Annotated in this window: 22 protein-coding genes; 11 read left to right on the top strand and 11 right to left on the bottom strand. The window is 39.7% G+C overall.

Translation table 11 applies throughout. The features are described 5' to 3' along the window. The first annotated feature begins 701 nt into the window (after positions 1-701). The 3 genes from H6G32_RS16340 to H6G32_RS16330 all read left to right on the top strand — a co-directional run bounded on the left by H6G32_RS16340 (position 702) and on the right by H6G32_RS16330 (position 4,041). Complete coding sequence (locus H6G32_RS16340) at positions 702-1,046, top strand: hypothetical protein (protein WP_190460131.1); 345 nt, start codon at positions 702-704, stop codon at positions 1,044-1,046. Between the two features lie 44 nt (positions 1,047-1,090). Then, positions 1,091-3,229: a pentapeptide repeat-containing protein gene (locus H6G32_RS16335; protein ID WP_190460129.1), complete on the top strand. Its 2,139-nt coding sequence runs from the start codon at positions 1,091-1,093 to the stop codon at positions 3,227-3,229. Positions 3,230-3,654: 425 nt separating this feature from the next. Further along, complete coding sequence (locus tag H6G32_RS16330; RefSeq protein ID WP_190460127.1) at positions 3,655-4,041, top strand: hypothetical protein; 387 nt, start codon at positions 3,655-3,657, stop codon at positions 4,039-4,041. Between the two features lie 2 nt (positions 4,042-4,043). Here the strand turns inward: H6G32_RS16330 and H6G32_RS16325 are convergent, their stop codons facing one another. Both H6G32_RS16325 and H6G32_RS16320 read right to left on the bottom strand, forming a co-directional pair. Further along, positions 4,044-7,082 carry an Eco57I restriction-modification methylase domain-containing protein gene (locus H6G32_RS16325; RefSeq protein WP_190460126.1) on the bottom strand — a complete coding sequence of 1,013 codons (3,039 nt, stop codon included), beginning with the start codon at positions 7,080-7,082 and terminating at the stop codon, positions 4,044-4,046. A 42-nt stretch (positions 7,083-7,124) separates the two neighbouring features. Further along, a complete protein-coding gene (locus tag H6G32_RS16320) occupies positions 7,125-8,393 on the bottom strand; it encodes a lipid-A-disaccharide synthase (RefSeq protein ID WP_190460125.1) in 1,269 nt (422 codons plus the stop codon). Between the two features lie 146 nt (positions 8,394-8,539). On the opposite strand from H6G32_RS16320, the gene H6G32_RS16315 reads away from it, so the two are divergent. The 4 genes from H6G32_RS16315 to H6G32_RS16300 all read left to right on the top strand — a co-directional run bounded on the left by H6G32_RS16315 (position 8,540) and on the right by H6G32_RS16300 (position 14,818). Beyond that, a complete protein-coding gene (locus H6G32_RS16315) occupies positions 8,540-8,758 on the top strand; it encodes a DUF4351 domain-containing protein (protein WP_242046615.1) in 219 nt (72 codons plus the stop codon). Between the two features lie 678 nt (positions 8,759-9,436). After that, positions 9,437-13,411, top strand: coding sequence for a magnesium chelatase subunit H (locus tag H6G32_RS16310; RefSeq protein ID WP_190460123.1), 3,975 nt, complete (start codon positions 9,437-9,439; stop codon positions 13,409-13,411). A gap of 52 nt (positions 13,412-13,463) precedes the next feature. Further along, entirely contained in the window at positions 13,464-14,039 is a 576-nt protein-coding gene (locus H6G32_RS16305) for a Uma2 family endonuclease (RefSeq protein WP_190460122.1), read from the top strand. Positions 14,040-14,209: 170 nt separating this feature from the next. Next, positions 14,210-14,818, top strand: coding sequence for a hypothetical protein (locus H6G32_RS16300; protein ID WP_190460121.1), 609 nt, complete (start codon positions 14,210-14,212; stop codon positions 14,816-14,818). Between the two features lie 174 nt (positions 14,819-14,992). Here H6G32_RS16300 and H6G32_RS16295 read toward each other — a convergent pair whose 3' ends face one another. The 4 genes from H6G32_RS16295 to H6G32_RS16280 all read right to left on the bottom strand — a co-directional run bounded on the left by H6G32_RS16295 (position 14,993) and on the right by H6G32_RS16280 (position 18,234). Next, complete coding sequence (locus tag H6G32_RS16295; protein WP_190460120.1) at positions 14,993-16,792, bottom strand: GIY-YIG nuclease family protein; 1,800 nt, start codon at positions 16,790-16,792, stop codon at positions 14,993-14,995. 202 nt (positions 16,793-16,994) lie between these two features. Then, positions 16,995-17,285 (bottom strand): type II toxin-antitoxin system Phd/YefM family antitoxin, encoded by a 291-nt coding sequence (locus tag H6G32_RS16290; protein ID WP_199328130.1) that lies wholly within the window; start codon positions 17,283-17,285, stop codon positions 16,995-16,997. 275 nt (positions 17,286-17,560) lie between these two features. Further along, on the bottom strand, positions 17,561-17,980 hold the full coding sequence (locus tag H6G32_RS16285) for a type II toxin-antitoxin system VapC family toxin (protein WP_190460119.1): 420 nt from the start codon (positions 17,978-17,980) through the stop codon (positions 17,561-17,563). Continuing rightward, on the bottom strand, positions 17,959-18,234 hold the full coding sequence (locus tag H6G32_RS16280) for a hypothetical protein (protein WP_190460117.1): 276 nt from the start codon (positions 18,232-18,234) through the stop codon (positions 17,959-17,961). The genes H6G32_RS16285 and H6G32_RS16280 overlap by 22 nt, the downstream gene beginning before the upstream one ends. A 348-nt stretch (positions 18,235-18,582) precedes the next feature. Here H6G32_RS16280 and H6G32_RS16275 point away from each other — a divergent pair, with 348 nt between their 5' ends. Together H6G32_RS16275 and H6G32_RS16270 are read left to right on the top strand one after the other, a co-directional pair. Further along, entirely contained in the window at positions 18,583-18,999 is a 417-nt protein-coding gene (locus H6G32_RS16275) for a XisH family protein (RefSeq protein ID WP_190460115.1), read from the top strand. Further along, entirely contained in the window at positions 18,987-19,328 is a 342-nt protein-coding gene (locus H6G32_RS16270) for a XisI protein (protein ID WP_190460112.1), read from the top strand. The genes H6G32_RS16275 and H6G32_RS16270 overlap by 13 nt, the downstream gene beginning before the upstream one ends. A gap of 214 nt (positions 19,329-19,542) precedes the next feature. Here the strand turns inward: H6G32_RS16270 and H6G32_RS16265 are convergent, their stop codons facing one another. Then, the gene (locus tag H6G32_RS16265) at positions 19,543-19,830 is read right to left on the bottom strand and encodes a type II toxin-antitoxin system VapC family toxin (protein WP_190460110.1); all 288 of its coding nucleotides are present in this window, start codon (positions 19,828-19,830) and stop codon (positions 19,543-19,545) included. Positions 19,831-20,119: 289 nt separating this feature from the next. On the opposite strand from H6G32_RS16265, the gene H6G32_RS16260 reads away from it, so the two are divergent. Together H6G32_RS16260 and H6G32_RS16255 are read left to right on the top strand one after the other, a co-directional pair. Beyond that, positions 20,120-21,538, top strand: a complete 1,419-nt coding sequence (locus tag H6G32_RS16260; RefSeq protein WP_190460108.1) for a sensor histidine kinase — start codon at positions 20,120-20,122, stop codon at positions 21,536-21,538. A 51-nt stretch (positions 21,539-21,589) separates the two neighbouring features. Then, the gene (locus tag H6G32_RS16255; protein WP_190460106.1) at positions 21,590-22,267 is read left to right on the top strand and encodes a response regulator transcription factor; all 678 of its coding nucleotides are present in this window, start codon (positions 21,590-21,592) and stop codon (positions 22,265-22,267) included. Positions 22,268-22,336: 69 nt separating this feature from the next. Here the strand turns inward: H6G32_RS16255 and H6G32_RS16250 are convergent, their stop codons facing one another. From H6G32_RS16250 to H6G32_RS16235, 4 genes are all read right to left on the bottom strand, one after another. After that, positions 22,337-23,074: a DUF4079 domain-containing protein gene (locus H6G32_RS16250; protein WP_190460104.1), complete on the bottom strand. Its 738-nt coding sequence runs from the start codon at positions 23,072-23,074 to the stop codon at positions 22,337-22,339. A gap of 47 nt (positions 23,075-23,121) precedes the next feature. After that, the gene (locus tag H6G32_RS16245) at positions 23,122-23,838 is read right to left on the bottom strand and encodes a molybdopterin-dependent oxidoreductase (RefSeq protein WP_190460103.1); all 717 of its coding nucleotides are present in this window, start codon (positions 23,836-23,838) and stop codon (positions 23,122-23,124) included. 7 nt (positions 23,839-23,845) lie between these two features. After that, positions 23,846-24,451: a cytochrome b/b6 domain-containing protein gene (locus tag H6G32_RS16240; RefSeq protein ID WP_190460101.1), complete on the bottom strand. Its 606-nt coding sequence runs from the start codon at positions 24,449-24,451 to the stop codon at positions 23,846-23,848. A gap of 426 nt (positions 24,452-24,877) precedes the next feature. Further along, a complete protein-coding gene (locus H6G32_RS16235; protein ID WP_190460099.1) occupies positions 24,878-25,213 on the bottom strand; it encodes a hypothetical protein in 336 nt (111 codons plus the stop codon). Positions 25,214-25,247: the final 34 nt, after the last annotated feature.

The following is a 25,247-nucleotide window of genomic DNA, read 5'->3' as shown; positions in this document are numbered from 1 at the left end:
TTTATTTAATGCTCTGGGCTGTATTCTAGAGCAACATCGATATGTAGTCTGGATTTTAAGACGCAACCAACCCGTCTTTGTTCCAAATTTTACAATATAAATTTTTATTTCATAGTTAAATCGCTATATGGCTAAATATTAAAATATCCTGAGATAAATGGGGACTGGGTGAATAATCTTGGCAATGACCCAATTCTTAAACACCTTTAAGTTTAGGTGGAGAAGATGAGGCAGGCATAACTCCCCTATCTCCCACAAATTAGACTTGGTTGTTTTGTTGTTGAAGAAGTGTCTTAGCTGAGGTAGAAAAGATTGTTGACACTCTCCGACCGTCGAGGGCGTAAATTCTTAAAGAGTTGCAACTTTAAAGGCTAAGTAAAATTAGCCCTTAGACACTCAAACTAACTGCCTGATGACCCTGGAATAGTGGTTACTTTGGATTCTAGTTCTGACGCTTTCCGAGGCGATCAAAATTAGTGTTAAATTCTCCTTACCTTACCTTTGCTTGTTTATCAAGGCTGCGGTGATGGCGAGACGAGATAAATCAGGAGAAACTCCTGATTAAGATAGTTCTTCGCGAGGCGATGGTTATTTATACTCAGGTTTCCATATTATCAGAAAGAAACTTGTGAAAACAAGCCTTCGTTTTTCCTCCACTGTTAAGACAGCCAAGTAGTTTCTAACCGTTTCGGGTATTCCTAATGAATCCTCAAAGAGAAGAAGACTTGCAGCGTCGTCTCGAAAAACTAGAGGGCGAGATTAAGTCCTCATCCGTAAAGTTTACCGAACCAGAGGGGCAAACACAGACAACTCAGTCTGGTTTTGCCAAGTTGAACTGGCACCTAGAGCGATCGCGCCTCTGGTTCAATACTTTATCTGGGGTGAAAAAGCTAGCAGTTGGTGGTGTGGCGGTGCTATTGAGCATCGTGATGCTACAAACCGTATTCAAACTTGTTGCTTCGGTTATCAGTCTGGCACTATTGGCAGTGTTAGTGTATCTTGGATACAAATTTTTTGTGTCTAGTAGCTTTCAACGTAAGCAATAGTCTATTTTAACCACGCCTAAAAAAAAGTCAAAGGGAATTACGTAATGGCGACGCCAATTGTCAGGAGAAATACTAATCAATCTAACCGATCAAAAGAGCCGGAAACATCTAATTTACTGCCATTAGCAACTAGGCGGTTGGCTGCTTGGGCGGTGGAAATCACCCTAGTGGTTGCCAGTGGGTTGGTTCCCTTTGGCATGGGCGTGTATGCCAATTCCCGAAGTGATCTCAACCGCGTGCCACTTAACCCGGTGCTGGTAGTCACAGAAAGAGCGATCGCCCAACCTTTAGCTCTACCTGTAAGTTATGGCATCCGTAACGTGGCATCGCCGACTAATATTTTGTGGACAGTCGCCTTGTTAGCACCTCTGAGCCTCTCATGGTGGCAATTATATTTACTTGCTAAAACCGGTAGCACTGCTCCTAAGAGTTGGTTTGGCGTGCGGGTAGTTACGGAGGAAGGAAAAGCTCCTGGTTTAGGATCTGTTTTGGTGCGGGAAGGAATTGGTCGCGGGGCAATACCTCTTTCCGCTGCTTATTTGCTGTGGCGCTACAGCTTCGCTTTTCCTAATTTAGGTCTTTTCATATTTTTAACTGTTGTGATGGTGCTAGGAGAAGGGATGGGATGGCCCACCCAGCGGCGGCGTCGTGCCCTACACGACCTGTTGGCAGGAACTTACACCATAGATGCTACTCGCCCCTTTCCACCAACGCCCTCAGCTAATAATAAGCGCGGTAAGTCCACCCTGGGTAATGGAGACGATCAGTTACATGAGGGTAATGAGGAAGTGGGGCGGACTATGGGCACTCCAGCAGCAACCAAGACGCGGCCCAGTTTGACCTTAGTTGTGGTGGCGTTGGTGAGCATGACTGGGGTGTTATCAGCTTTAGTAGGCACTCAAATCTACATCCAAACCCAGGAACAAGCACGCAAATCCCAGGTAATCAACAGCCAGCAGTTTCTCACACTGATAAAATATTTTGCTCCCAACTCTGGTGCTACCAATGAGGAGCGCCAGAATGCAATTCTGGCTCTGGGTGGTCTTAATGACCCACAGGCAATCCAATTTCTGGTAGATTTACTGGGTAAGGAAACTGACCCGAACCTCCTGGTTAATATTCAACAAGCTTTGGCTAATGTCGGAACCAAAGCTATCCCGGTCTTAAAACGCCTGAATCAGTTTCTCGCTGGTGAACTGGTATCGGTAAGGGACGCCCAAGTACGGGAAATCCGCGAAAAGCGATTAAATATCAACCAACAGACAATCAATAAGATTCTCGCTGTCTACACGGGCAAAATCAAGGATGTTGATTTGGGCAATACCCAGCTTGGTAATAACGGTTCTGGGGAAACCACTTCCTTCAACTTGATATTAGACAAAGTTGATTTATCAGGAGTGGTGTTCAAGGGAGCAAATCTGAATCAAGCGAGTTTTCAGGGTAGTCGCTTCCGGGGAGTGGGTGAGGATGGACGCTGGGATACCTATGACGATGCGATCGCTAATTTGAGTCAAGCTCAGATGAGACAAGCTAATCTCACCGATGCCAACCTCAGTCGTGTTTTGATGACTGGTATCGATTTGAGCCGTGCCACTCTCAACAGAGCTAACTTATTTAATGCCCGTCTGTTTGACGCCAAACTCAACAGCACCCAGCTAGTAGGAACCGATTTGCGGGGTGCAGTCTTAGAAAACGCTAGTCTGACAGGGGCTGATATCAGTGATGCTAAATTAAATGAAGCTAATTTGTACGCCGCTCATCTAGGCCGCGTTACTGCCATAGCTACACATTTGTCAAATGCCAATTTAACTAAAACCGATTGGCAAGGGGCAGACTTATCTGAAGCATATTTAGATCATGCTAATCTCAGCGATGCTAATTTGAGTGCGGCTCGGCTCACTAGTGCCATTTTACGCTCTGCAAATCTGGAAAATGCCAATCTGCGAAATGCTGATTTGAGCCGCGCAGATTTACAGGGGGCTAATGTGGCAGGGGCAGATTTTCAAGGAACAATACTCTTCCCTCCCAAACAAGATCCAGCCGATCAATTTGTGCAAACGCCGGATCTCGGCTCGCAATCTGCTTTAATCCAAGGAGTTGATTTTTCTCAAGCCAAGCATTTAGATCCCAAGCAACTGGCTTTTATTTGTACTCAAGGCGGTATTCATCGCCGTTGTCCATAGTTTTAGATGGGGTGAGAGGCAGAAATTAATCAAACTTTATCTCTCCCCTACTATCAAATATAGACAGGACTTACGCAACTGGCACATTAGTAGGGTGCGTCAGATGTCAAAAATCTGTTTATTTGCCAGATATATCGAGTCTGACGCACCCTACAATAGATGTTTATTGTAATACGCAGCTTTAGTCCTAATAGAGACGTTATCTGCAATGTCTCTACATTCCGCCTTGATCTACATTAACGATGGAGTGCCCACGGGAGGCGATCGCCAATAGTGTATCTCAAGGAATCAGCGGCAAAAACTCTGGAATTGGGATAAAAAGGTGAAGATTTGGGCCTGCAACAGCGATAACATAAGTATTCAAACGCACCTTGAATATTTCAAAACAGAGATAAAATTTAGCCTTTGCAGGAATACCCCAAGCCATGCTGACTGAAATTCTGCCTTTCCGCTTTGAGTTAAACACAATCGCCATCGCTGGAGCAAGTTTGTGGTCTTTAGCGCTATATCTTGCTTTTGACTCAATTAGGGGATGGGTAATCGAGCAACTCAACCGCTGGTTTAACTTTGCCGAGCGATCGCTTTACACCAGCCAAACAGAATTTGAAAAGACACGCAAAGCCAGAGAATCCCAAAATGCTTTTTACGCTTCACTATTTAGCATTGTGCCGTTTTTGGTATTTGGTGCCTTATCTAACTGGGTTCTAGATATCAGTTTAGGTAATAGCTGGGGAATTAGCACCGGCATACTTGCCTGCATGGGTGCCGGCATTTATGAACTGGGTAGAAGAGACGGTGAATCTTCAGATTAAATTCATACACCTTCAACAATAGCTATTTCCTCATCAGTTAACTCATAGAGTTCATACACTAATTGATTAATTTGTCTATCCGTAGCTTTAATTTGTTGTTGAACTCTTTTTTTAGCTGGGGGTGTTTCTGCTTCATTTAGTTGCTGATGGAGGGAAAGCATTTGTTCAACAAGTTGAATCATTTGATTGTGAATCTTTTTTTCTTGAGGGTTAGAAAAATTAATCAATCGAATTGGTAATTGTTCAACAAACTGAGTAAAGTAACGAAAAAAACCTCCTCGCATTGTGGTGCTAATATTCTTGAGATAAAAATCTAAAATTTTACTGTTGAGTAATCCTAAAATGTATTTAATTGATTCTTGAACATTCTTCTTAAGGAGAATCGCATAACCACTAGTAAAAGCGTAATCTCCTTTTTCATCCCAAGCAAAAGAAGCTCGATTTGCAATATCAGGGACTAATATTTTTGATTTTCTCATCAATTCTATGTTTTTAGGATAAATATAAGCATACCAATCTGAACCAAGCATTTTTCCTTTTTCTCTATTTTCTAAAAATTGTTTATTTTGCATTAAATAATCAAAAGTTAGGGGATAGTTATTCTGCAATTTATCTTCGTTAATCAGACTAACATTTCCGTTCGTGAGTTCATAAGGAATAATTAATAACTTACTAGAATATAAAAGTTGATATGGCTTGATTTCTTTACCCTGTAAAAAGAGAGAAGTTAAATTAGATTCAATCGTAACTATTTTAGTTAAAGCTTTAGAATATACCTGTAGTAAATTATCTTCTTGAGAAATCCAATCTACAACATATATTTCATTAGCACTTGTTCTAATACCTTGAGAAATATTAGTTTTTAACTGACTTAAACCGATAAATTTATCGTTCTTGAATTTATCAAATAAAATAGAATTTTTACTTTTACCAAAATCCCAACTTTGACTTGTGATAGATTTATCAACTACCAGCGCTTCTTCTGCATTATCATCAATAGTCCATTCTGATAAATTCGTAACTTGAATAAAACTTACTTCTGATTTTTTTGTTTTAGATAAAAACAACAAACAGGTGTAAGTTGAAACCTTGGGAAAAACTTGTTGATCTCCAAAATGAACAATCTTTTCAAGATATTTACCTTCAGAAATTAACCTTCTTAAAGATTCTCCATATTGAGCATTAAAGAACTTATGGGGTAAGATAAAACCTAAACGACCATCTTTTTTTAATAAATTCAATCCCTTTTCCACAAAAACAACATAAATATCATAATTTCCCTTGCTAGCAGAAGCATATTGATTTTTATAAAATTCAACTTCCAGAGAAGCCCATTCTTTTAAAGCTTGAATTCTAATATAGGGAGGATTACCAATAACTACATCAAATCCCCCTCGTTTCATAATTGCAGAAAAAGCTGATTTCCAGTCAAATATATTAACTCGATAAGCTGTCTCCTCATCTAGCAAACTAAGCTGATTGTTTTGGTAAAATTCTCCATCTATCAAAGAATTACCACACTGAATATTATTATCTAAATCTGGTAAAGCCCTTTCCTTAAATAAGGTTAACTGTTTTGTGATTGTTTCCCCTGACTCACCCTCTAAAACCTTTAATAACAAAGATAACTTTGTTGTTTCTACGGCTTGCTGATCAATATCCACCCCATAGATATGAGTTAATAAAATGCGTTTTCTTTCAGTTGAAGTTAAAAGCCAATTACTACCTGTGATTTGATATATTTTACTTTTATATTTCTTGAAATTTTGAAGATACTGCTGTAAATACCAATCTAATAGAAATTGATAAGCTACAATTAAAAAAGAACCTGAACCACAAGCAGGATCAAGAATTGTGATTTCTTGGATATTTTCTGGTTTTTTACCCTCTAAAGCTTTACCAATAGTTTGTTTAATAATATAGTCAACTATATAACTAGGAGTGTAATAAACACCTCCTGCTTTTCTCACTTCTGGTTTATCTTCAACAACTGCTTGACGACTTGGTGATAAAGTAATTACCTTACCCAAAAACTGCTCATAAACCTGTCCCAAAATTTCCACAGGAATAACTGAAAACTCATAAGGACTTTCAGGAGGATAGAGTTTTCTGATAATTGGTTTTAAAGTGGTATCCTCAATTTTGAGGTTGAGACTAAAATCATCTGGATTATCCCGTCCTTGCTCATTTTTAAAATGAAATAATCCAGAGTTATAACGATAATCTGCATTAATAAATAAACGCCCTAATTCTTGATAAATATTTTCTAATCTTAATAAACTAAATAACTGTTCATAAATTTCAATTCCTCTATCTTCGCAAATGCGTAAAAAGACGATTCTGTTAATTGTCATTTGCACTGCAAAATTTAACTCCCGTTGTTGAATTTGCAGATTTCGCCAAGCAATATTAGCTGATAAATTTTCTCGCCAAATTTCAATTTCTTGTAAAAACGCTTTATCAACTGTAATACCTGCTTTAACTTTAGTCTCAGCAAATTTTTCTAAGGAACCATTTAATACTGCTTCTTTAGAAAAAAGATTATAAATTTCTTTCCAGTTTTCAACATATTCTGTGTATTTAAAATGTTTAATTCTAGCTGTAGATGCCGAATCATTTTTATTTGGCATGATTCGACAATCATAAACCGCAAATTCTTCAAAATCGGTTAAAATGCTCAGGGGTAATTTTGCTGACCATCCATAACGTCTGACTTGAAAAGCAGCGCTAATATTATTACCAACATTCACAGCAGGTTTTTTAGCTTCGACAAAAAATTTTCTAACTCCACCAACACGAAAACTATAATCAGGGGCTTTCGCTTTTTTAGAATCACTAATTTTTAAACTATCTTCGTGAACAACATCTTTATAAATATCAGAAGCTTGTTTTTCATTACTAATATCCCATCCTAAAGCTGCAAAAAAGGGGTCAATAAATTCAATTCTAGTTTGTGTTTCATTTAAGCTACCAGTACGATATAAATCTATTGAAGAGTGAAAATGATCAATGAGTTGGATAATGCTAGGTGGTGGGGTCATAATTAGTTTTTTAAATGGTTGAATTGAGCGATAAATTGCTCACTACGAACGTAATTTATCAATTTCTTCCCTTACCAAAGTTGCTAATTTTTGCGCTGCACCGCTTTCGCCGCGAATATTGCGAAGTTTGGCGCGGATATCAGCCAATTTTTCGGGATTTTCTAAAAAGTCTAAAACCATTTCCCCAACTGCTGAAGGTTCGAGTTTACCCATAATTTCTGGCACTATCTCTTCTTGTGCCCAAATATTTGGCCATGCTAATAAACCTTTGTTTGTTACCAGTGTTAGGAATATCCAATTAATCACTTTAGCAAAGCTAGTACCTACCCCCGGTAAATTTGCTAATAACCCCGGTAAACCATCCCAAGAACGCATAGAATCCATTTGCTGAGTTGGGAGTAAAACAATCATTGGCACGCCTAAAGCACCAAGTTCAGCGGTGTTTGCTCCTACGGTAGTTAGACAGATGCAGCACTGGGATAATAAGTGATATGCAGGGTTTTCTTGCCATAGTTCCACGGTTAAACCTGTTGCTGTTTTCAGCAATGCCTTACCTCCACTTTCTTCTGGGGTAATTAAAGCAGCACCTTTGAAGCTAAAAGTTTGCACAAAAGGGTTATTTTGGGAATCGGCAAAACTAACTAAAGTTTCTAAATTCAAAGTTGGGGCGACGGGAATTACAAACTTAGTTTCGGGTCTTTTGGCGTGGATATGTTCAGCGATCGCTAAAGTTAACGGTACTCCTTGGGTTAATTTTGCCGCTTTGGAACCGGGTAAAATACCAATCATCTCAATTTTGGGTTGGAGGTGATTGTTTGCTTCCCCTGCTGCTTCTAACATCAAATCGCCGACAACGGTAAATTTGTGGGCATATTTTGGGGAGACTTTTTTAGCAGCTTGGGGTTTCATGATGGCAAAGCGGTCTATTAAATTATGCCAGCGGGCATCCCATTCAGCGTAAACCACTGTGCGATAGCCGAGTTTTTTGCCGATGACTACGGGGAAAATTTGATCACCGCCTAAGAAAACTACAACGCCGCGATCGCACCAGTCCCAATTTTCAGCAGTTTTCCCCCAGAGTAAAAATTGCCAAAAATGCTCTGCACTCTGCACTCTATCAACTTCTGGATAAGAAAGTGCGATCGCCGCTTCTTGTCCACTGGCATTTGTACAAGGGGATAAAACTACAGAAATCCGGACTTCAGCACGGTTATCATCAAGTTGTTGCCGTAATGCTTTCACTACAGGGCGTACCCAAGTTGTGACTTCACCAGGGCCATTTGAGAGAATGAGAATATCTACTTGAGTCATTTCTTTAACTAAATATTACCTAATTTATAAGTTATAAAAATCCAATTATTATGATATAATACTAGGCTATGTTTGATAATGTATGTAAATTTCTGGCTGAATCATTTTCTAAGGAACTGATTAGACAATTATTGCGGAGAGACTTTATGCGCGAGTCAGTCATTTATCAGGATATTTTACAAGAAGAAGCTTTTTCTTTAATTATGCGGCTTCTGCGTCGTCGAGTTGGGACGGTTGCACCAGCATTGCAATTACAAATTCAGGCTTTATCTTTAACTAAGTTGGAAGATTTGGGAGAGGCTTTACTTGACTTTTCGAGTTTAGCGGATTTAGAAGCTTGGTTAGCACAAAATCGGGGTGAATAGGTAAGGCTTAATGTTCTTAGCAGGGTTATTTAATCTTGAATTTCGCCAGCATCCCTGCTAATTTAAACATTATTTAAAATTGGCTTAAGTTATCTCGTAAAACTTTGCCTATATATTTTTATATATATTCTCGATAAAAGTTATATCACCATTTATGTTGAAAATTTATTATCACCTTCTGCGGTTAGTTATTTTCCCAGACAGAAGAGCATTTAGCAATTTTTGGAAAACCTAATTATCGTCTTTTACATAATTAGCTACTGACCGTAATTTTCTGAAGTGACTACATAAGCAGGCATTGGCTATAAAATATACTAAGCAAGCTCTTTAAATACGGGGTGAGGTTCCGACTGTATGGCAATGAAGAGAGAACCGCCCGCCATAGCGCTGAACTTGATAGTAACAGTTTCTATTTCTTGGCGGCAGTCTGACTTGTATTAAGTTTTCTTTACATTAAATTTGTGCATACTGCTGAAATTATCAAGATTTTTTAAGAAATATTGCTTTTTTTATATCGATTTGTGTCAGATAAGTGGCAAAATGCTCATAGAGTAAGCGTTTTCTGATAAAAAAAGTTCATATTGACAAATAAAAACGAAGTTAGAAGCGGCAACATCAGCCGTGATCGACTTCAAGTCCAGTAGAGAACGCGCATCACATCAAAGGAGCCAAGGAAGCATGTTCACCCACGTCAAGTCCACCATTCGACATATTGCGCCTGATAACTTACGCGGACGTAATTTAATCAAGGTGGTCTATGTCGTGCTTGAGTCCCAGTACCAGAGTGCATTGTCGCAAGCGGTTCGGGCGATTAACTCTAACCATCCAAATCTGGCGATTGAAATCAGCGGCTATTTGATTGAAGAACTCCGTGACCCAGAGAACTACCAAGAGTTCAAACGGGAGATGGAGACGGCGAATATCTTCATCGCTTCCCTGATTTTTATCGAAGACTTAGCACAGAAAGTAGTTGCAGCAGTAGAACCCCACCGCGATCACCTGGACGTTTCCGTTGTCTTTCCGTCTATGCCGGAAGTAATGCGCCTGAATAAGATGGGCAGCTTTTCTCTGGCACAATTGGGTCAGTCGAAAAGTGCGATCGCTCAATTCATGCGGAAACGCAAGGAGAAATCCGGCGCAGGATTCCAAGATGGGATGCTCAAGCTGCTGCGAACACTGCCACAAGTATTAAAATTCCTGCCCATGGAAAAGGCGCAGGATGCCCGCAATTTCATGCTCAGTTTTCAGTATTGGCTGGGTGGTTCTCCAGAAAACTTGGAAAACTTCCTGCTGATGCTAGCTGATAAATATGTAATCAAAGATAATGTGGCATCTCCTGCATATCAAGGGCCAGTTGTCTATCCCGATTTAGGGATTTGGCATCCTTTGGCACCAAATATGTTTGAGGATGTACGAGAGTACCTCAACTGGTATACAGCCCGCAAGGACATTTCCAGAGATTTAAAAGATCCCTTGGCCCCCTGCGTTGGCTTGGTATTGCAACGTACTCACCTAGTTACAGGTGATGACGCTCATTATGTGGCGATTGTCCAGGAATTGGAATCACTAGGTGCCAAAGTGCTGCCGGTGTTTGCTGGTGGTTTAGATTTCTCTAAACCTGTAGAAGCCTATTTCTATGAACCAACTACCAATACACCCTTAGTAGATGCAGTCATCTCCCTGACTGGTTTTGCCCTAGTGGGTGGCCCAGCTAGACAAGACCATCCTAAAGCCATTGAGGCCCTGAAGCGCTTAAATCGTCCTTACATGGTAGCGTTGCCCTTAGTTTTCCAAACCACCCAAGAGTGGATGGATAGCGATTTAGGGTTACACCCGATTCAAGTAGCTTTACAAATTGCCATTCCTGAATTGGATGGAGCCATTGAGCCGATTATATTATCAGGTAGAGATGGTGCCACCGGAAAAGCGATCGCCCTCCAAGATAGAGTAGAAGTAGTGGCGCAACGGGCGTTAAAATGGGCTAACCTCCGCCGCAAGCCCAAACTTCACAAGAAAGTGGCGATCACCGTTTTCAGCTTTCCACCAGATAAAGGTAATGTGGGTACTGCTGCTTACCTAGATGTATTCGGTTCCATCTTTGAGGTGTTGCAAGGACTCAGAAACAACGGCTACGACGTGCAAGACATTCCCGAAAACGCCAAAGAGTTGATGGAACAAGTCATCCACGACGCACAAGCACAGTACAATAGCCCTGAACTCAACATTGCTTACAAAATGTCTGTGCCAGAATATGAAGCACTGACACCTTATTCCCAACGTTTAGAAGAAAACTGGGGGCCACCTCCGGGAAATCTCAACAGCGATGGACAAAACCTGTTAATTTATGGTAAGCAATTTGGTAACGTCTTCATTGGTGTACAACCAACATTTGGTTATGAAGGCGATCCCATGCGGTTACTGTTCTCCCGTTCCGCTAGTCCTCACCACGGTTTTGCAGCTTATTACACCTACCTAGAGCGAGTTTGGGGCGCTGATGCAGTACTTCACTTTGGTACTCACGGTTCCTTGGAATTCATGCCAGGTAAGCAAATGGGAATGTCTGGTGATTGTTACCCAGATCAACTAATTGGCACTATTCCTAATCTGTATTACTACGCAGCAAATAACCCCAGTGAGGCAACAATTGCCAAACGTCGCAGTTACGCAGAAACAATTTCTTACCTAACACCTCCGGCAGAAAACGCAGGCTTGTACAAAGGTTTGAAGGAACTCAGCGAGTTAATTGCTTCTTACCAAACTTTGAAAGACAGTGGACGCGGTGTTCCCATTGTTAACTCCATCATGGATAAATGCCGCATTGTGAATCTGGATAAGGATATTAACTTACCAGAAACCGATGCTAAGGAGATGACGGCCGAAGAGCGGGATAATATTGTTGGTAACGTCTACCGCAAGTTGATGGAGATTGAATCCCGGTTGTTGCCTTGTGGATTGCACGTTATAGGTAAACCACCAACGGCTGAGGAAGCGATCGCCACTTTAGTCAACATTGCTAGTTTAGATCGTCAAGAAGAACAAATTCAAGGCTTACCCGGAATTATCGCTAATAGTCTGGGACGAAGCATTGACGATATTTACAAAAATAGCGACTTAGGCATTTTAGAAGATGTCCAACTATTACAAGACATCACCCTCGCAACCCGTGCAGCCGTTACCGCATTAGTAAAAGAACAAATCGACGCTGAAGGCCGTGTTTCTCTGGTTTCTAAGTTGAATTTCTTCAACATGGGTAAAAAAGAACCTTGGGTAGAATCATTGCATCAATCAGGTTATCCCAAAGTAGACACCACAGCCTTAAAACCGCTGTTTGAATATTTGGAATTCTGCTTAAAGCAAGTTTGTGCAGATAACGAACTGGGTGGACTACTCCAAGGTTTAGCCGGTGAATACATTCTCCCTGGCCCCGGTGGTGACCCCATCCGCAACCCGGATGTTTTACCCACAGGTAAGAATATACACGCCCTTGACCCCCAATCTATCCCCACAAGCGCCGCGGTACAATCAGCCAAAATCGTTGTAGATAGGCTGTTGGCACGTAACAAAGCAGAAAATGAGGGTAAGTGGCCAGAAACCATCGCCTGCGTCCTCTGGGGTACAGATAACATCAAAACCTACGGTGAATCCCTAGCGCAAATTATGTGGATGGTGGGTGTGCGTCCGGTTCCCGATGCTTTGGGACGGGTGAACAAATTAGAATTGATATCCTTAGAAGAGTTGGGACGCCCCAGAATTGATGTCGTAATCAACTGTTCAGGCGTTTTCCGTGACTTGTTCATCAACCAAATGAACCTGCTAGACCAAGGGGTGAAAATGGCAGCTGAAGCCGATGAACCCTTAGAAATGAACTTTGTCCGCAAACACGCTTTGAAACAAGCTGAGGACATGGGGATTAATTTGCGTCAAGCAGCAACTCGCGTTTTCTCCAATGCTTCTGGTTCTTACTCCTCCAATATTAACTTGGCGGTGGAAAACAGCACTTGGGACAGCGAAGCCGAGTTACAGGAAATGTACCTCAACCGCAAATCCTTTTCTTTCAATTCCGATAACCCCGGTGTAATGGATGAGTCCCGGCAGATTTTTGAAACCACTTTGAAAACTGCTGATGCGACGTTCCAAAATCTGGATTCTTCGGAAATTAGTTTGACGGATGTTTCCCACTATTTTGACTCAGATCCTACCAAGTTGGTGGCAAGTCTGCGTGCAGATGGCAAAAAACCAGCATCCTATATTGCAGACACCACCACAGCTAACGCCCAGGTAAGAAGTTTATCAGAAACCGTGCGTTTAGATGCCCGTACTAAGTTGTTAAATCCCAAATGGTACGAGGGGATGTTGTCTCACGGTTACGAAGGTGTGCGCGAACTCTCTAAGCGGTTGGTAAATACCACTGGTTGGAGTGCGACAGCCGGCGCTGTAGATAACTGGATTTATGAGGATACCAATGAAACCTTCATCAAAGATGAAGAAATGCAAAAACGGTTGATGAACCTCAACCCCCATTCTTTCCGCAAGATTGTATCAACTTTATTGGAAGTGAATGGACGCGGTTATTGGGAAACTAGCGAAGAAAATTTAGATCGTCTACGCGAGTTGTACCAAGAAGTTGAAGACCGGATTGAAGGAGTAGAATAATCTGTAGGGCAGGCATCTTGCCTGCCTTATTTTTTCAATCTGGAATATCAACATGAATGCTTTAACCGTTAACCTGAAACCAGCACTGGAACTGACAGATGAGCAATTTTTTCAGATATGTCAAGCAAACCGCGACTTGAAATTTGAACGCACTGCAAGCGGAGAATTAATAATTATGCCACCTACGGGGGGAGAAACGGGAAATCGTAATGGTAGACTAAATCAACAATTATTTAATTGGACTGATGCTGATGGTACTGGCATCGCTTTTGATTCTTCTACTTGTTTTAAATTACCTAACGGTGCAGATCGTTCCCCTGATGCTTCTTGGATAAAATTAGAAAGATGGAATGCTTTAACTGAGGAACAGAAAGAGAAGTTTCCCCCCATTTGTCCTGATTTTGTGATTGAGTTACTTTCCCCAAGTGATAGTTTGAAGGTTGCACAAGAAAAGATGAGGGAATATCAGGATAATGGTGTGCGTTTAGGTTTGTTAATTAATCGCAAATCTCGACAAGTGGAGATTTATAGACAACGACAAGAGGTTGAGGTTTTAGAATCTCCTGCTACGGTATCAGGGGAAGATGTTTTAAATAGTTTTGTGCTAAATTTGGCAACGATTTGGTGATATTATCTAGATAGTAAACATATCTTACTTAGATTGTCAGTTTCTGATATTAAACATTGGATAACTGATTATTTGTTGGGTTTTACTCGGTTCAAAAAAACCTACAAATAGAAACATAGAAACACAAATTTGCCGCTTATGACTCGATTCAGTAATTTTAAACAGGAATTATGAATAACCAAAAAAAGCGCAATTATGTTGATGAAATCTTAGCGAAAAAAGGTCGTTTGCCACCTGAAAGCAGACGATGGGAATTAGTTTCAGGAAGACTAAACGAAATAAGATCGATTCGTTATGTAGTAGATTTTCTAGAAGATGTGGATCGTTGGTCTTTGTCAGGATTAGAAGAATGCGAAGGCTACGATGAGTGGATCAAACAATCTTATGAAAAACTACAAAACTCACGAGGACTTAGGGAGGAACTATTGCGATATATCCCTATAGGTTTTGTAGCTTGTATAGAGGGATACTTCCGGCATATATATGCTAATCTAATTGATTATGGTTCTCCCTATAAAGAAAATGCCATAAACTTAAAAGACATTCAAATAAGTATTAAAGACGCAATAAATCTTGACATTAAATCAGTGTCAATTGGAGAATTCATAGCACATCTTTTACCAACCAAAAATCTAGAAACAATTCATGGAAATATTGAAATTTTAACAAAGCGTGACTTTCTAAGGGAATTAAAGTCTACAAGACAAAATTTAAAATCAACAAATATTATTCAATATGATGAAGAAAATCAAGCAAGGTTAGTTAATCTAGATAGATGAGGAACTTCATGGTTCAATGCTTAATAGCGTCAAAAAAATATTTGAGCTAAGGCATAATTTTTGCCATGAAATTGACCCAATATTCTCAAAAGATGAAGATTATATAGTAGTGTATTCAGCGGGAATTATAGACTTTTTATGGCTTTCAGAGAAGTTTTTTGAGCAATTGCTATCTTAATACAGTTCATTACCGAAGTCTGTCCAGTCCGTTGTATCTGATTCTGCAACAAATTGATCTGCTGTATTTGAATCTGGTGACAAAAGTGCTTCTAAATTAGCCATTTCGATTAATCTATTTTGCCTCATTTTTAATCTTCTTCGATTTCCTAAATCAGATGAAGTTACATTCTGCTGCCGAAATTCATACTCTTCATAAATATCAATCCATTCTTGGGGAAAAAGTAAAGTACGCCAGTTAACATTAGCAGATGTAGACAATCTTTTTCCTATATTTGCGATATCATAAGATTCCTCATCTTTCTGTGGTGTTATAATATATTTTCTCAAAACCTTTAACCTTTCATTGTGAGAATAATTAGAATAATGTTTCTGTATTTTAATTACTTGAGAAAAAGCAGATAAAAGAAGTTTTATATTGAATTTTCTTCCATTCCAGCCATGATCTAATAAATATAAATATATGTTAGGTATTTGATAATTTATATTTTCTAAAGCCTTTTGTGCTTCTTCCTTAGTTTCGTATGCTTCTAGATGCAAAATGGATATCTCAGATGTATTTATATTTTTATAATCTGCAATTATTAGAACTGTTGCAATAACCCCAGATATAACTTCTTGATTATTATCATTTAAGTAAGCATAATACTGAACTAAATACTGTATTTCATTTTTTATAATTTTCTTGATTTGGCTGGTATCAGATGTTAGTTCAGATTTTTGAGATTTTCTTTTACTTAAATAATTGTTGATATCCTGTTTTGTTTGCTCTGTATTATAAATTTCAGCTAACACATCTTGATTAAGTTTATTGCCCATATTATCCCATAATTGTAAATATTTAGATGTATGGCTTAAAAAATCTTTGAGTGTGATTTTTGTACCAAGCCAACCTAAATTGATGAGATGACGATAAGCAAAATCCATTCTTGCTACTGTTCCAGCATATTCGACTTCTAGATATGTCTGTCTACCACGTGAATAGTTATTATTTGTCAATAACCCTCCTCCTGATTTATTCCATGCTTGTTTTTCTGCTTTTTCAGCCTCTTCTCTAGTTCTTAAGGGTAAAGTATATAAAATCCACATCTTGCCTTCTACAGCTTCTTCACGGGTTGATCTTACTTCCCCTCGATAATGTTGTTGCATTCTTTGGGTTAAATTTGATGTCATTCCCCAATAAATTGCATCTAATTTCTCTAAATATAAACAGTATATAAAGTGAACCGTACTTACTCTCTTAATTAGTGGTAACTGCCTAAAATTCTCACTAGAATCAAAGGAATATGTAACTTTTGTATTTCTAGATAATGGATAATAAGCACCTAGTGAATTTAAGTCAATATCATCTATGCTATCTTCACTAATATTTATAGTAATATTAGCCCTCTGCTCAGGCTGAGAACTTTCTACTATGCTAGTTTGTTGATTTAATAAAATACGTAAACTCTTAGCTTCATTTTTACCCTTTTCTATATTGGTTACTACTTCAAAAGTAACGCGCAATGCTTCTGGTATAGAAACAGGGTAAAAATTATTTGTCTCGGATAAGTATTCCCACTCAATCGCTTTTGGATCTTTGCTGATGCTCCATTCAGACAGATTAGGTTTTAATTTCTCAGATTCAAGAATACTTTCTTCTACCCCTAATCTTTCAGCTAATTCAGCAGTAGTATAACAGGTTTGCTCTTTGTTGATGTAAATTTCATCTCCGCTAACACGAGAAATAAAACCAAAATTAATTCTCTGATTTTTTCTGTTTTTGCCAAAAAACTTGATTACGCCTGTTTCTCTCATAGAATATAATCTAAGAAATGCTCATCAAAACTATTATAATTTACACAATACATATTGTTATCCAGTATAATCACGGTTAAAGCTTCAAAAGTTCATTACTGAAACTGCACATCCCCGCACCCAACGAAAAGCTCTTTCCTGTGAATCCTCTTTTATTCACAGGAAAATACTCTCAATATCAGCAATAGCACTAGGTGAAATCTCAATCCGGTATGCCATATTTTTTCTTAAATTCTGCAAATGCTTGATTTAAGGGCATACCCTCACCTTGTTCAAACTCATTTATACTTTTACGTATCGTGGCAATAGATTCTAGTAATTCAAGTCTATCAATCAGTTTTTGATAACTTTCAGCATCCTGAACCACAGCAGCAGCTTTACCATTCACAGTCAGCACAATAGGAGCTTTAGTTTCTTTCAACTTATCAATAAACATCTTTGCTCCTCGCTGAAATTCTGATAAGGGGTGAATATTGCTCAGGTTAAACAGCATAATTTCAATAAATTATTTGATAATTTCATGTTAATTGTATGAAAATATTTGTCAAGGGAAGATATAGCTGTTTGGGAGGTGTGGGAATGCGATCGCTTCCAGCGGGCGCTCCGCGCCATCACCTACGGTGGGGCGTAGCCCATCGCGTAGCTTACCTTAGGTATCGGTGTTTTGGAGATGTAGAGGAAATGCGATAGCGCCAGCGCTGACTTGTCAGTTCGCTGCTTGAAAGTGTAGGAGAGGTGCGATCGCTACTTTGTTAAAAGTTATTTCCTTCAAGGCAAAATTTCAAAACAATCACAATAGTTAGGTCGAAATAATCTAAAATCTCGCTGATCTAAGGTCAATATTGTTTTAATAGCATAACGTTCAGCTATAGCCATAACACTTGCATCTACAAAATCAATCCGACTATCTGCATATTCATCCAAAATTTCTGCCACACGGATTACATCTTGATCTGTCAAATGTACTAAAATAAATCTACTTGCAGATAATCCTTTTAAGAAAGCTACTAATGTCGCTGAACCTGCATTACGCCCTACTAAATAAGCTACTTCTGCTAATACTGTTTGTGGCAATAAAATTTGTTTTTGTTGTGTATATACTGGTGTAACACTACTGTGCATTGTATCTAAACGATTTAACAATGCTACAACAAAGCCAGTATCAGCTACTGCTGAGGTTCTTTCCATGTCCAACCTGATTTCTCAGTCACTTCACTTTGGAGAATATCTTCTGAATTAATAGCTAAATCAGGTGTAGCTGCAAATAAGCCAATTAATGGATCAGATACAGCATCATTAACTGTTTCTCTCGATTGATTTTCCAGGTATAATCTAACAGCTTCACTAATGATTGATTCCGGTGATTGACCACGTTTACTAGCCAAATTTATCAGTTTTTCAACTAAAGTCTGTTCTGGATTCCAGTTAAATGTAGATTTCACAAGATAATTTCTCTCGTATTAACCACAAACACCATTATAACAAGCAAGTCCTATTTTCCTGATTAATCATTCGCGTAGCGTCTTATAAAGAAGCGGCTGTTTGGGAATGCGAGGGAGTGCGATAGCACAAGTGCTGACTTGTCAGTTCGCTCTTGGGAACGCTGCGGAGTATAATTTTGGTGGTGTGGGGGTGTGTGTGAATGCGATCGCCTACGGTGGGGCGTAGCCCATCGCGTAGCTTACCTTAGGTATCGGTGTTTTGGAGATGTAGAGGAAATGCGATCGCCTGGTCAATTAGTATAATGATATTAACTAGACTGAATACCTAGCCAATATTGCCAGGAACAAATGCCAGCAAAAGACATTTATCATGATGCTGTTAAGAATGCCTTAATTAAAGATGGTTGGACAATTATAGCTGACCCCTATTTTTTGCAGTATGAAGATGCAGAACTTTATGCTGATTTATTTGTAGAAAAAGCCTTATTAGTAGAACAACAAGGACGAAAAATAGTTGTTGAAATCAAGAGTTTTATCAGTCCTTCACCCATGAGAGATTTTGAGAACGCTTTGGGACAATATATTTTATACCGTGATATTTTACAATTATCTAATAAAAATTATGAAATTTATTTAGCAATTAGAGATACAATATTTGATACTTTCTTTCAAAGGAAATCTATTCAAGCAGTAGTTAAACTTCACAAAATAGAATTTATTATTTTTAACAATGAAAAGGAGGAAATTACTTTATGGATAAACTAACGAAATATCGGGAGTTAATTAAACAAGTGCTAACTGAATATGACAACTTATCTCGTCAATCACCAGATGAGCATTCAGAAACTTGTTTAGTATTTGATGAAACCCATGATCATTATCTCTGGTTGACCGTAGATTGGCAAGGTAGCAAAAGGCTTAAATATACTCATGTACATATTCGGATTAAAAATCAAAAAATCTACATAGAAGAAGACTGGACAGAAGAGGGAATAGCGACTGAATTAATCAGATTGGGTGTAACTACCAATGATATTGTCTTAGCTTTTCAGCCTCCAGATGTGAGAAAATTTACAGAATTTGCAATAGCCTAGTCAATTATCATTTTAGCAGTTTGAGGTTGTAGGGTAAGTAGCTAGGGATGTAGAGAATGCGTTAGCGTAGCTTACCGTAGATATCACACTTTGGAACGCTGCGGAGTATGATTTTGGGAGTGTGGGGGAGTGTGTAGAGTGCATTAGCGTCGCTTACCGCAGGTATCGCTGTTTCGGAGTGTGGGGATGAGATCATCGCATTACCAAAAAATACTCAACCTATCAGTTGATTCAAAGCCAACACCGTTAAACCTGGTAAAGATGGTAAACGTACATCATTTATTAAGAAAAACGAAGCACCTCCACGAATAGCGGTAGCCATCTGGATAGCATCAGGTGTTCTTAAATTGTAGTCCGCTCTTAATTTGGCAGCATTTTCGGCAATATTTGGAGAAACTTCGATACTTGTTAAACCTTGGCAATTGAAGAGAATATTACGATATTGTTGAGCTAATATTGTGTTTCCTTGCCATAAGGGATAGACTAATACTTCTGATACCATATCTGGATAAATTTAGGGTGTGTGATTTAAAGATAAAGCTGAATTTGTTTTGTAATCAGCTATCACTGGTGTAAAATGCTGGGGAGGTAAACATCAGCAGAAATTTTCAGCCAATTCTCAGCTTAAATTAATATAATTACTGGCAAGTACGGTTAAATTATTATTAGAGGAAATTTTGAGTAATTGAGAGGTGAACTCAAAAAAAATCGATACTTGACAGTAATCTTATATTTTTCAGTTAAATTATATTAATAATATCTTTTATAACACCCAAGCCGCAACTAAAAAAGTGAAGCAGATCAGAAAAAATTGGCTGAAAATTGACCCATTTTCACTACGGCTACGCCTGACAATTGGTATTGCTGCTTTTTCAGCTTTGGTATTAGGTAGCCTGACTGTATGGACTAGTTGGAAAATGCAGCAAATATTGATTGATAGTCATAAGCATAACATAGAACAAATTGCTGAACGCTTACCGCGTGACGTGGAAGTTTATAGTGAAATGATGCGACCTGAAACTGGATTGCAAAAGGCTATTAATAACTTGGCAAATACCAGGACATTATTATGGCTAAAAAGTCCTGATCAGAAAATTTTGGTTAAATCTGCCACTTTAGATTTGTTATCTGATTCTACGGTGGCTAAGTTAATGTCTCTTACCAAGATGTCGATTAAACCCCAAGTTTACAAAGTTAATCAAAGCTACTTTATTTTGAGTGGTGGTTCTTTGCAAGTGCAGGGTAAGCTGCTAGGTAAGCTATTTGTAGTCCAGGATATTACCCGCGAACAAACGATGTTTGTAGCTATGGTGCGAAGTTTGAGTATTGCCAGTATTTCGGCAATTGCTGTGAGCATAGTTGCCAGCGCATTTTATATTCAGCGTTCTCTGCAACCTCTGCGCCAGCTAAGTCAAATGACTGCTGCCATTTCCGCAGAAGATTTAGGACAAGCACAGCTATATCTTGATAACGCACCCAGCGAAGTTAAAGAGTTAGCTCAAACCTTAAGTATGCTGTTATCTCGCCTCTCTGAATCTTGGGAGCAAGAGCGACAATTTGTGAGTAATGTTTCTCACGAATTACGCACACCTTTAACTATTGTACATGGTTATTTGCAAAGTGTTTTGCGAAGACAAAATAACTTAACAGAAATCCAACGGGAAGCTTTAGAAACTGCTGCATCGGAAGCCGAACATACAATCCGCCTGCTACAAGATTTACTTGACTTAGCACGGGCAGATAGTGGTTATTTACACTTGCAAATTAAATCTTATGTGCTGAATGAATTGGTTGAAGAAGTGGTTGTGATGGCAGAGACCTATAGCGATCGCCTAATTACAATTGAGTCAACAACTTACCCAATTGAGGTGAAAGCAGACTACAATCGCCTGAAACAAGTATTGCTGAATTTGATTGATAATGCTGTAAAGTATTCTGAAGCTGGTAGTCCCGTACTTTTAAAGTTACATCGGTTAGATGACAAAGCAGTTATTCAAGTTTGCGACAAGGGTTATGGCATTCCTTTACAACACCAAACACGTATTTTTGAGCGTTTTTACCGCGTAGATGAATCTCGCAGTCATGGGACTGGGGGTTGTGGTTTGGGTTTATCGATTGTCAAGACACTTGTAGAGGGTATGAGGGGTAGTGTGAGTGTGCAATCAAAGTTAGGGGAATGGACTGTATTTACAATCAATTTACCTGCATAGCTAGTCAATAGTTATACTCTAGCGATATTATTTAGTTTAATAGTAAAAAAAATGACAGCACACATCCTCTTAGTTGAAGATGAAGTTAAACTAGCTCGATTTGTCGAATTAGAATTGATTAGTGAAGGTTACAAGATAAGTGTGGCCCATGATGGGATGACTGGGTTGACGCTAGCGCGAGAGTCATCGCCAGATTTAGCCATTCTTGATTGGATGTTGCCAGGTTTATCAGGTGTAGAAATTTGTCGCCGTCTGCGGGCCACTGGCAACTCAGTACCAGTGATTTTATTGACTGCAAAAGACGAAGTTTGCGATCGCGTGGCAGGTTTGGATGCGGGAGCCGATGATTATGTAGTCAAACCATTTAGTATTGAGGAACTGTTAGCCAGAATTCGCGCTCATCTACGCCGCACCCAAGAACCAGATGAGGATGTTTTGCAGTTTGAAGACTTGAGTTTAAATCACCGTACTCGCCAAGTTTATCGGGGTAAGCGAGCAATTGAGTTAACGGCAAAAGAGTTTGATTTATTAGAGTATCTCCTCTCCCATCCCCGTCAGGTATTTACTAGAGATCAAATTCTAGAAAAAGTTTGGGGTTACGATTTCATGGGTGATTCCAATATCATCGAAGTCTACATCCGCTACTTGCGTCTGAAGCTGGAGGAAAATAACGAAAAAAGATTGATTCACACTGTGCGTAGTGTGGGGTATGCACTGCGAGAGTCTTAATTAGAACTAATCTGATTTGAAAATCGCTAATATTGCCTTAGAGTACTGTTACATAATTTGCAGATAGATTCATTGAGAATTTTGGAGTAGAGAAGGCGCTTGAATTGTGCAGGGTTTAGTGTCACACTTTAGCTTGTAAAGCATTTGGACATAGGGTTCTTGCCAAGTGAGGGGAACTTCCAACAATGCCTGTGTTCCCGTGATTCCTTGCCCGATAAATAGTAAGAGGGCGGTAGAATTGAGAATGATGTGAACCTGGCGCCAGCGATTGGTTTTATCTTTGTAGATTTCTGGTAAGATAGCTAGTGAAAAAATCATCAATAGAGCGGCAATTTGCCCGTAGTAGTAGTGGGAAACATACCACTGGTCAGTTTTGCGGTAGACACCATCTTGACAACCAAGCACTACTAAGCCCATGCCGCTCAGGGATGCAAATATACCACGCCAGTTCTGCTCTTTTGCCCGATAGAGTAAATACAGAGAAGCGATCGCCAAAGGAAACAATAGCCCGATAAAGATTACTTGGAATGGTGCTGTAATCCAAACTTTGTTATCTAAAATATTGGCTAAAATATCGTTAGCCAGCGCTATCAGCACAACGCCTACAACTGCTGCCGTTAGCCAGCGTCCTAACTGGACGTGTTCTTGTCCGACAACCGGGGGAATTTTGCTTTTTCCTATCTCTACGGTTTGCAATCGACGTTGACGGACTTGGAAAGCGCGGTTGATAACGATGCCAATTAGGGGAAAAACTACAACAATAGCGATCGCTGGATGCAACAACAAGATCACATCTCTAAATTCCATCTCGTACCTCTGGATGAATATTTTCTCAGAATTTAAGTAGGAACAGACTATAGCCCTGCAAACCACTCATAGCCCTGATCCTCCCAATAGCCTTGAGTCGGCAACAAGTTGCTAACCAGGGTAATCTGTGTCACCCACTTGCTTTGCTTGTAGCCCAGTTTAATTGGCGATGCTAGGCGCATTGGTGCTCCATTATCAGCTGATAATGGTTGCCCATTCTTTTGATAAGCCATGAGGGTTTGAGGATGCACAGCAGAGGCAATGTCCCAGCTTTCATAGTAGCCGTCGGCAGATTTGAAATAGACGTAACGCACACTTGACTTAGGCCGTACTAATGCCACTAAGTCTCGTAATCGGATGCCTCCCCATTGAACAATTGCTGCCCAACCCTCAACGCAGATATGACGAATCACCATTGAAGTCAAGGGAAGCTTTTGAATATCTGCCATGGTCAATTGTATAGGGTTACTAACCTCACCATCAATTATCAGGCGAAACTGTGCCGGATCAATTTGCGGGGTGAAGTCAAAGGTATTGACCAGCAATTTTTCTGGCTCAATCGCACTCACAGAAAATTCAGGCACAGGCTTGTGACTGAGCAAAAGTGCTTCAAAAGTTTGGTTGAGTGGCTCAAATATTTGCCCGACATTATTTGAAAACAAATTTGACCCACAGCCACCCAGAAGCAACCCTGCCCCCGAAAGTCCAGATAATTGCAGTAAACGGCGACGGGATAGGGTACGTTCGGGTAGAATCAGACTCATAAAACCTCTACAGGAACATAGACTTAATTAGACGAAGGCTTCCCACTTTGAGGGCGAGTAGAGAGTGAGCCACTGTAAACAGTATGACTGTAGGAACAGTAATAAAGTGAACGGTGCGGAGAGTTTGCCAGCTACCAAATAGTCCAGAAAGCCAATGTAGTTGGGCAGGTTTGTACATAGCAAGACCACTGAAGATTGCCAGTAGCAAAACTGGAATGATAGCTGTGTAAACTAGCCGATGCCAGGCGTAGTTTTTGCGCTTTAAGTTCTGACTGACTTGCAATGCTTTGAAGTCACCGCCATCAACAAACCGACGCTGCCAACGACGAGTGATTAAAATATAAAGTCCATACCAGAGTAAGTTTAGCGAGAAGAACCACATAGCCGCAAAATGCCAGTTTCTAGCACCTGCTAGCCACCCTCCCAGTAAGACAAAATCGGGAAAATGCCAACCCTCACGCCCACCAAACACCGGATTGGCATTATAGATTTGTAGCCCGCTAGTAATCATCAAGATTAGGCTGATGATATTAATCCAGTGAAAGGTTTTTGCTAGGAAAGTCTGACTTGGTTTCGAGAGTACTTTGCGTTTATAGGGACTAGATGAAGTCATACCAATTTTAGACTTTAGAAAGTGCTGGTTATAATGAAGTACACCAACAGATGATTCAAAAATTTCCTCAAAAAATAAATATGTAACTGCTGCGGACAACTCCTAACCCAAAGTAAAAAAGTAACTGACGCCGTCGGAGCAGGTTATGATTCATGAGAATTTATCCTGTTGAAATCAAAGCGCCAAAATAAAGGAACCGGGGATGTAGATTTTCTGAGTACCCAGTCCCTATTACCCAATACCAGAAAAGTGATGCCAATTCTGTATGAAGATGCGCCACACACACTATATTAGAACTTAAGTTCAAGCAAGATCAACAAACCGCAAAGGACGCAAAGGACACAAAGAAAGAAAAAACAAGAGAGCAAAAAATACAGCGCAGCCTCATAAAGAAATGGTGTGAGATGCCAAGCTGGAAAGTTGCGGTTAAGGCTTGCTAGGGGTAGGCGCTTGCTTCATGGCATCGCCAGCTTTGTCCTTGCTCATGGCATCGCCAGCTTTGTCCTTGCTCATGGCATCGCCAGCTTTGTCCTTGCTCATGGCATCGCCAGCTTTGTCCTTGCTCATGGCATCACCAGCTTTGTCCTTGCTCATGGCATCGCCAGCTTTGTCCTTGCTCATAGCATCGCCAGCTTTGTCCTTGCTCATGGCAGGAGAGGCATCAGGAATAATCTGATTGTTTGTTTCAGGAATGTTAGAGCAAGCAGTGAGACTAGTAGTTAAGCTCAGACCAGCAATTAAACAAAGTGTTTTCCAGCTCATAGTTTTCTTTCTTTCTTAATTTTGAATTTTGTAT

Source organism: Cylindrospermum sp. FACHB-282, assembly GCF_014697195.1.
Lineage (GTDB): Bacteria > Cyanobacteriota > Cyanobacteriia > Cyanobacteriales > Nostocaceae > Cylindrospermum.
The sequence above is the reverse complement of the archived record's forward strand: the minus strand, read 5'-3'. Positions and strand labels throughout refer to the sequence as shown.

Coding starts and splice junctions, on each gene's coding strand:
- H6G32_RS16340 (WP_190460131.1), top strand. CDS start 702: ATGAATCCTCAAAGAGAAGAAGACTTGCAGCGTCGTCTCGAAAAACTA.
- H6G32_RS16335 (WP_190460129.1), top strand. CDS start 1,091: ATGGCGACGCCAATTGTCAGGAGAAATACTAATCAATCTAACCGATCA.
- H6G32_RS16330 (WP_190460127.1), top strand. CDS start 3,655: ATGCTGACTGAAATTCTGCCTTTCCGCTTTGAGTTAAACACAATCGCC.
- H6G32_RS16325 (WP_190460126.1), bottom strand. CDS start 7,082: ATGACCCCACCACCTAGCATTATCCAACTCATTGATCATTTTCACTCT.
- H6G32_RS16320 (WP_190460125.1), bottom strand. CDS start 8,393: ATGACTCAAGTAGATATTCTCATTCTCTCAAATGGCCCTGGTGAAGTC.
- H6G32_RS16315 (WP_242046615.1), top strand. CDS start 8,540: ATGCGCGAGTCAGTCATTTATCAGGATATTTTACAAGAAGAAGCTTTT.
- H6G32_RS16310 (WP_190460123.1), top strand. CDS start 9,437: ATGTTCACCCACGTCAAGTCCACCATTCGACATATTGCGCCTGATAAC.
- H6G32_RS16305 (WP_190460122.1), top strand. CDS start 13,464: ATGAATGCTTTAACCGTTAACCTGAAACCAGCACTGGAACTGACAGAT.
- H6G32_RS16300 (WP_190460121.1), top strand. CDS start 14,210: ATGAATAACCAAAAAAAGCGCAATTATGTTGATGAAATCTTAGCGAAA.
- H6G32_RS16295 (WP_190460120.1), bottom strand. CDS start 16,792: ATGAGAGAAACAGGCGTAATCAAGTTTTTTGGCAAAAACAGAAAAAAT.
- H6G32_RS16290 (WP_199328130.1), bottom strand. CDS start 17,285: ATGCTGTTTAACCTGAGCAATATTCACCCCTTATCAGAATTTCAGCGA.
- H6G32_RS16285 (WP_190460119.1), bottom strand. CDS start 17,980: ATGGAAAGAACCTCAGCAGTAGCTGATACTGGCTTTGTTGTAGCATTG.
- H6G32_RS16275 (WP_190460115.1), top strand. CDS start 18,583: ATGCCAGCAAAAGACATTTATCATGATGCTGTTAAGAATGCCTTAATT.
- H6G32_RS16270 (WP_190460112.1), top strand. CDS start 18,987: ATGGATAAACTAACGAAATATCGGGAGTTAATTAAACAAGTGCTAACT.
- H6G32_RS16265 (WP_190460110.1), bottom strand. CDS start 19,830: ATGGTATCAGAAGTATTAGTCTATCCCTTATGGCAAGGAAACACAATA.
- H6G32_RS16255 (WP_190460106.1), top strand. CDS start 21,590: ATGACAGCACACATCCTCTTAGTTGAAGATGAAGTTAAACTAGCTCGA.
- H6G32_RS16250 (WP_190460104.1), bottom strand. CDS start 23,074: ATGGAATTTAGAGATGTGATCTTGTTGTTGCATCCAGCGATCGCTATT.
- H6G32_RS16245 (WP_190460103.1), bottom strand. CDS start 23,838: ATGAGTCTGATTCTACCCGAACGTACCCTATCCCGTCGCCGTTTACTG.
- H6G32_RS16240 (WP_190460101.1), bottom strand. CDS start 24,451: ATGACTTCATCTAGTCCCTATAAACGCAAAGTACTCTCGAAACCAAGT.
- H6G32_RS16235 (WP_190460099.1), bottom strand. CDS start 25,213: ATGAGCTGGAAAACACTTTGTTTAATTGCTGGTCTGAGCTTAACTACT.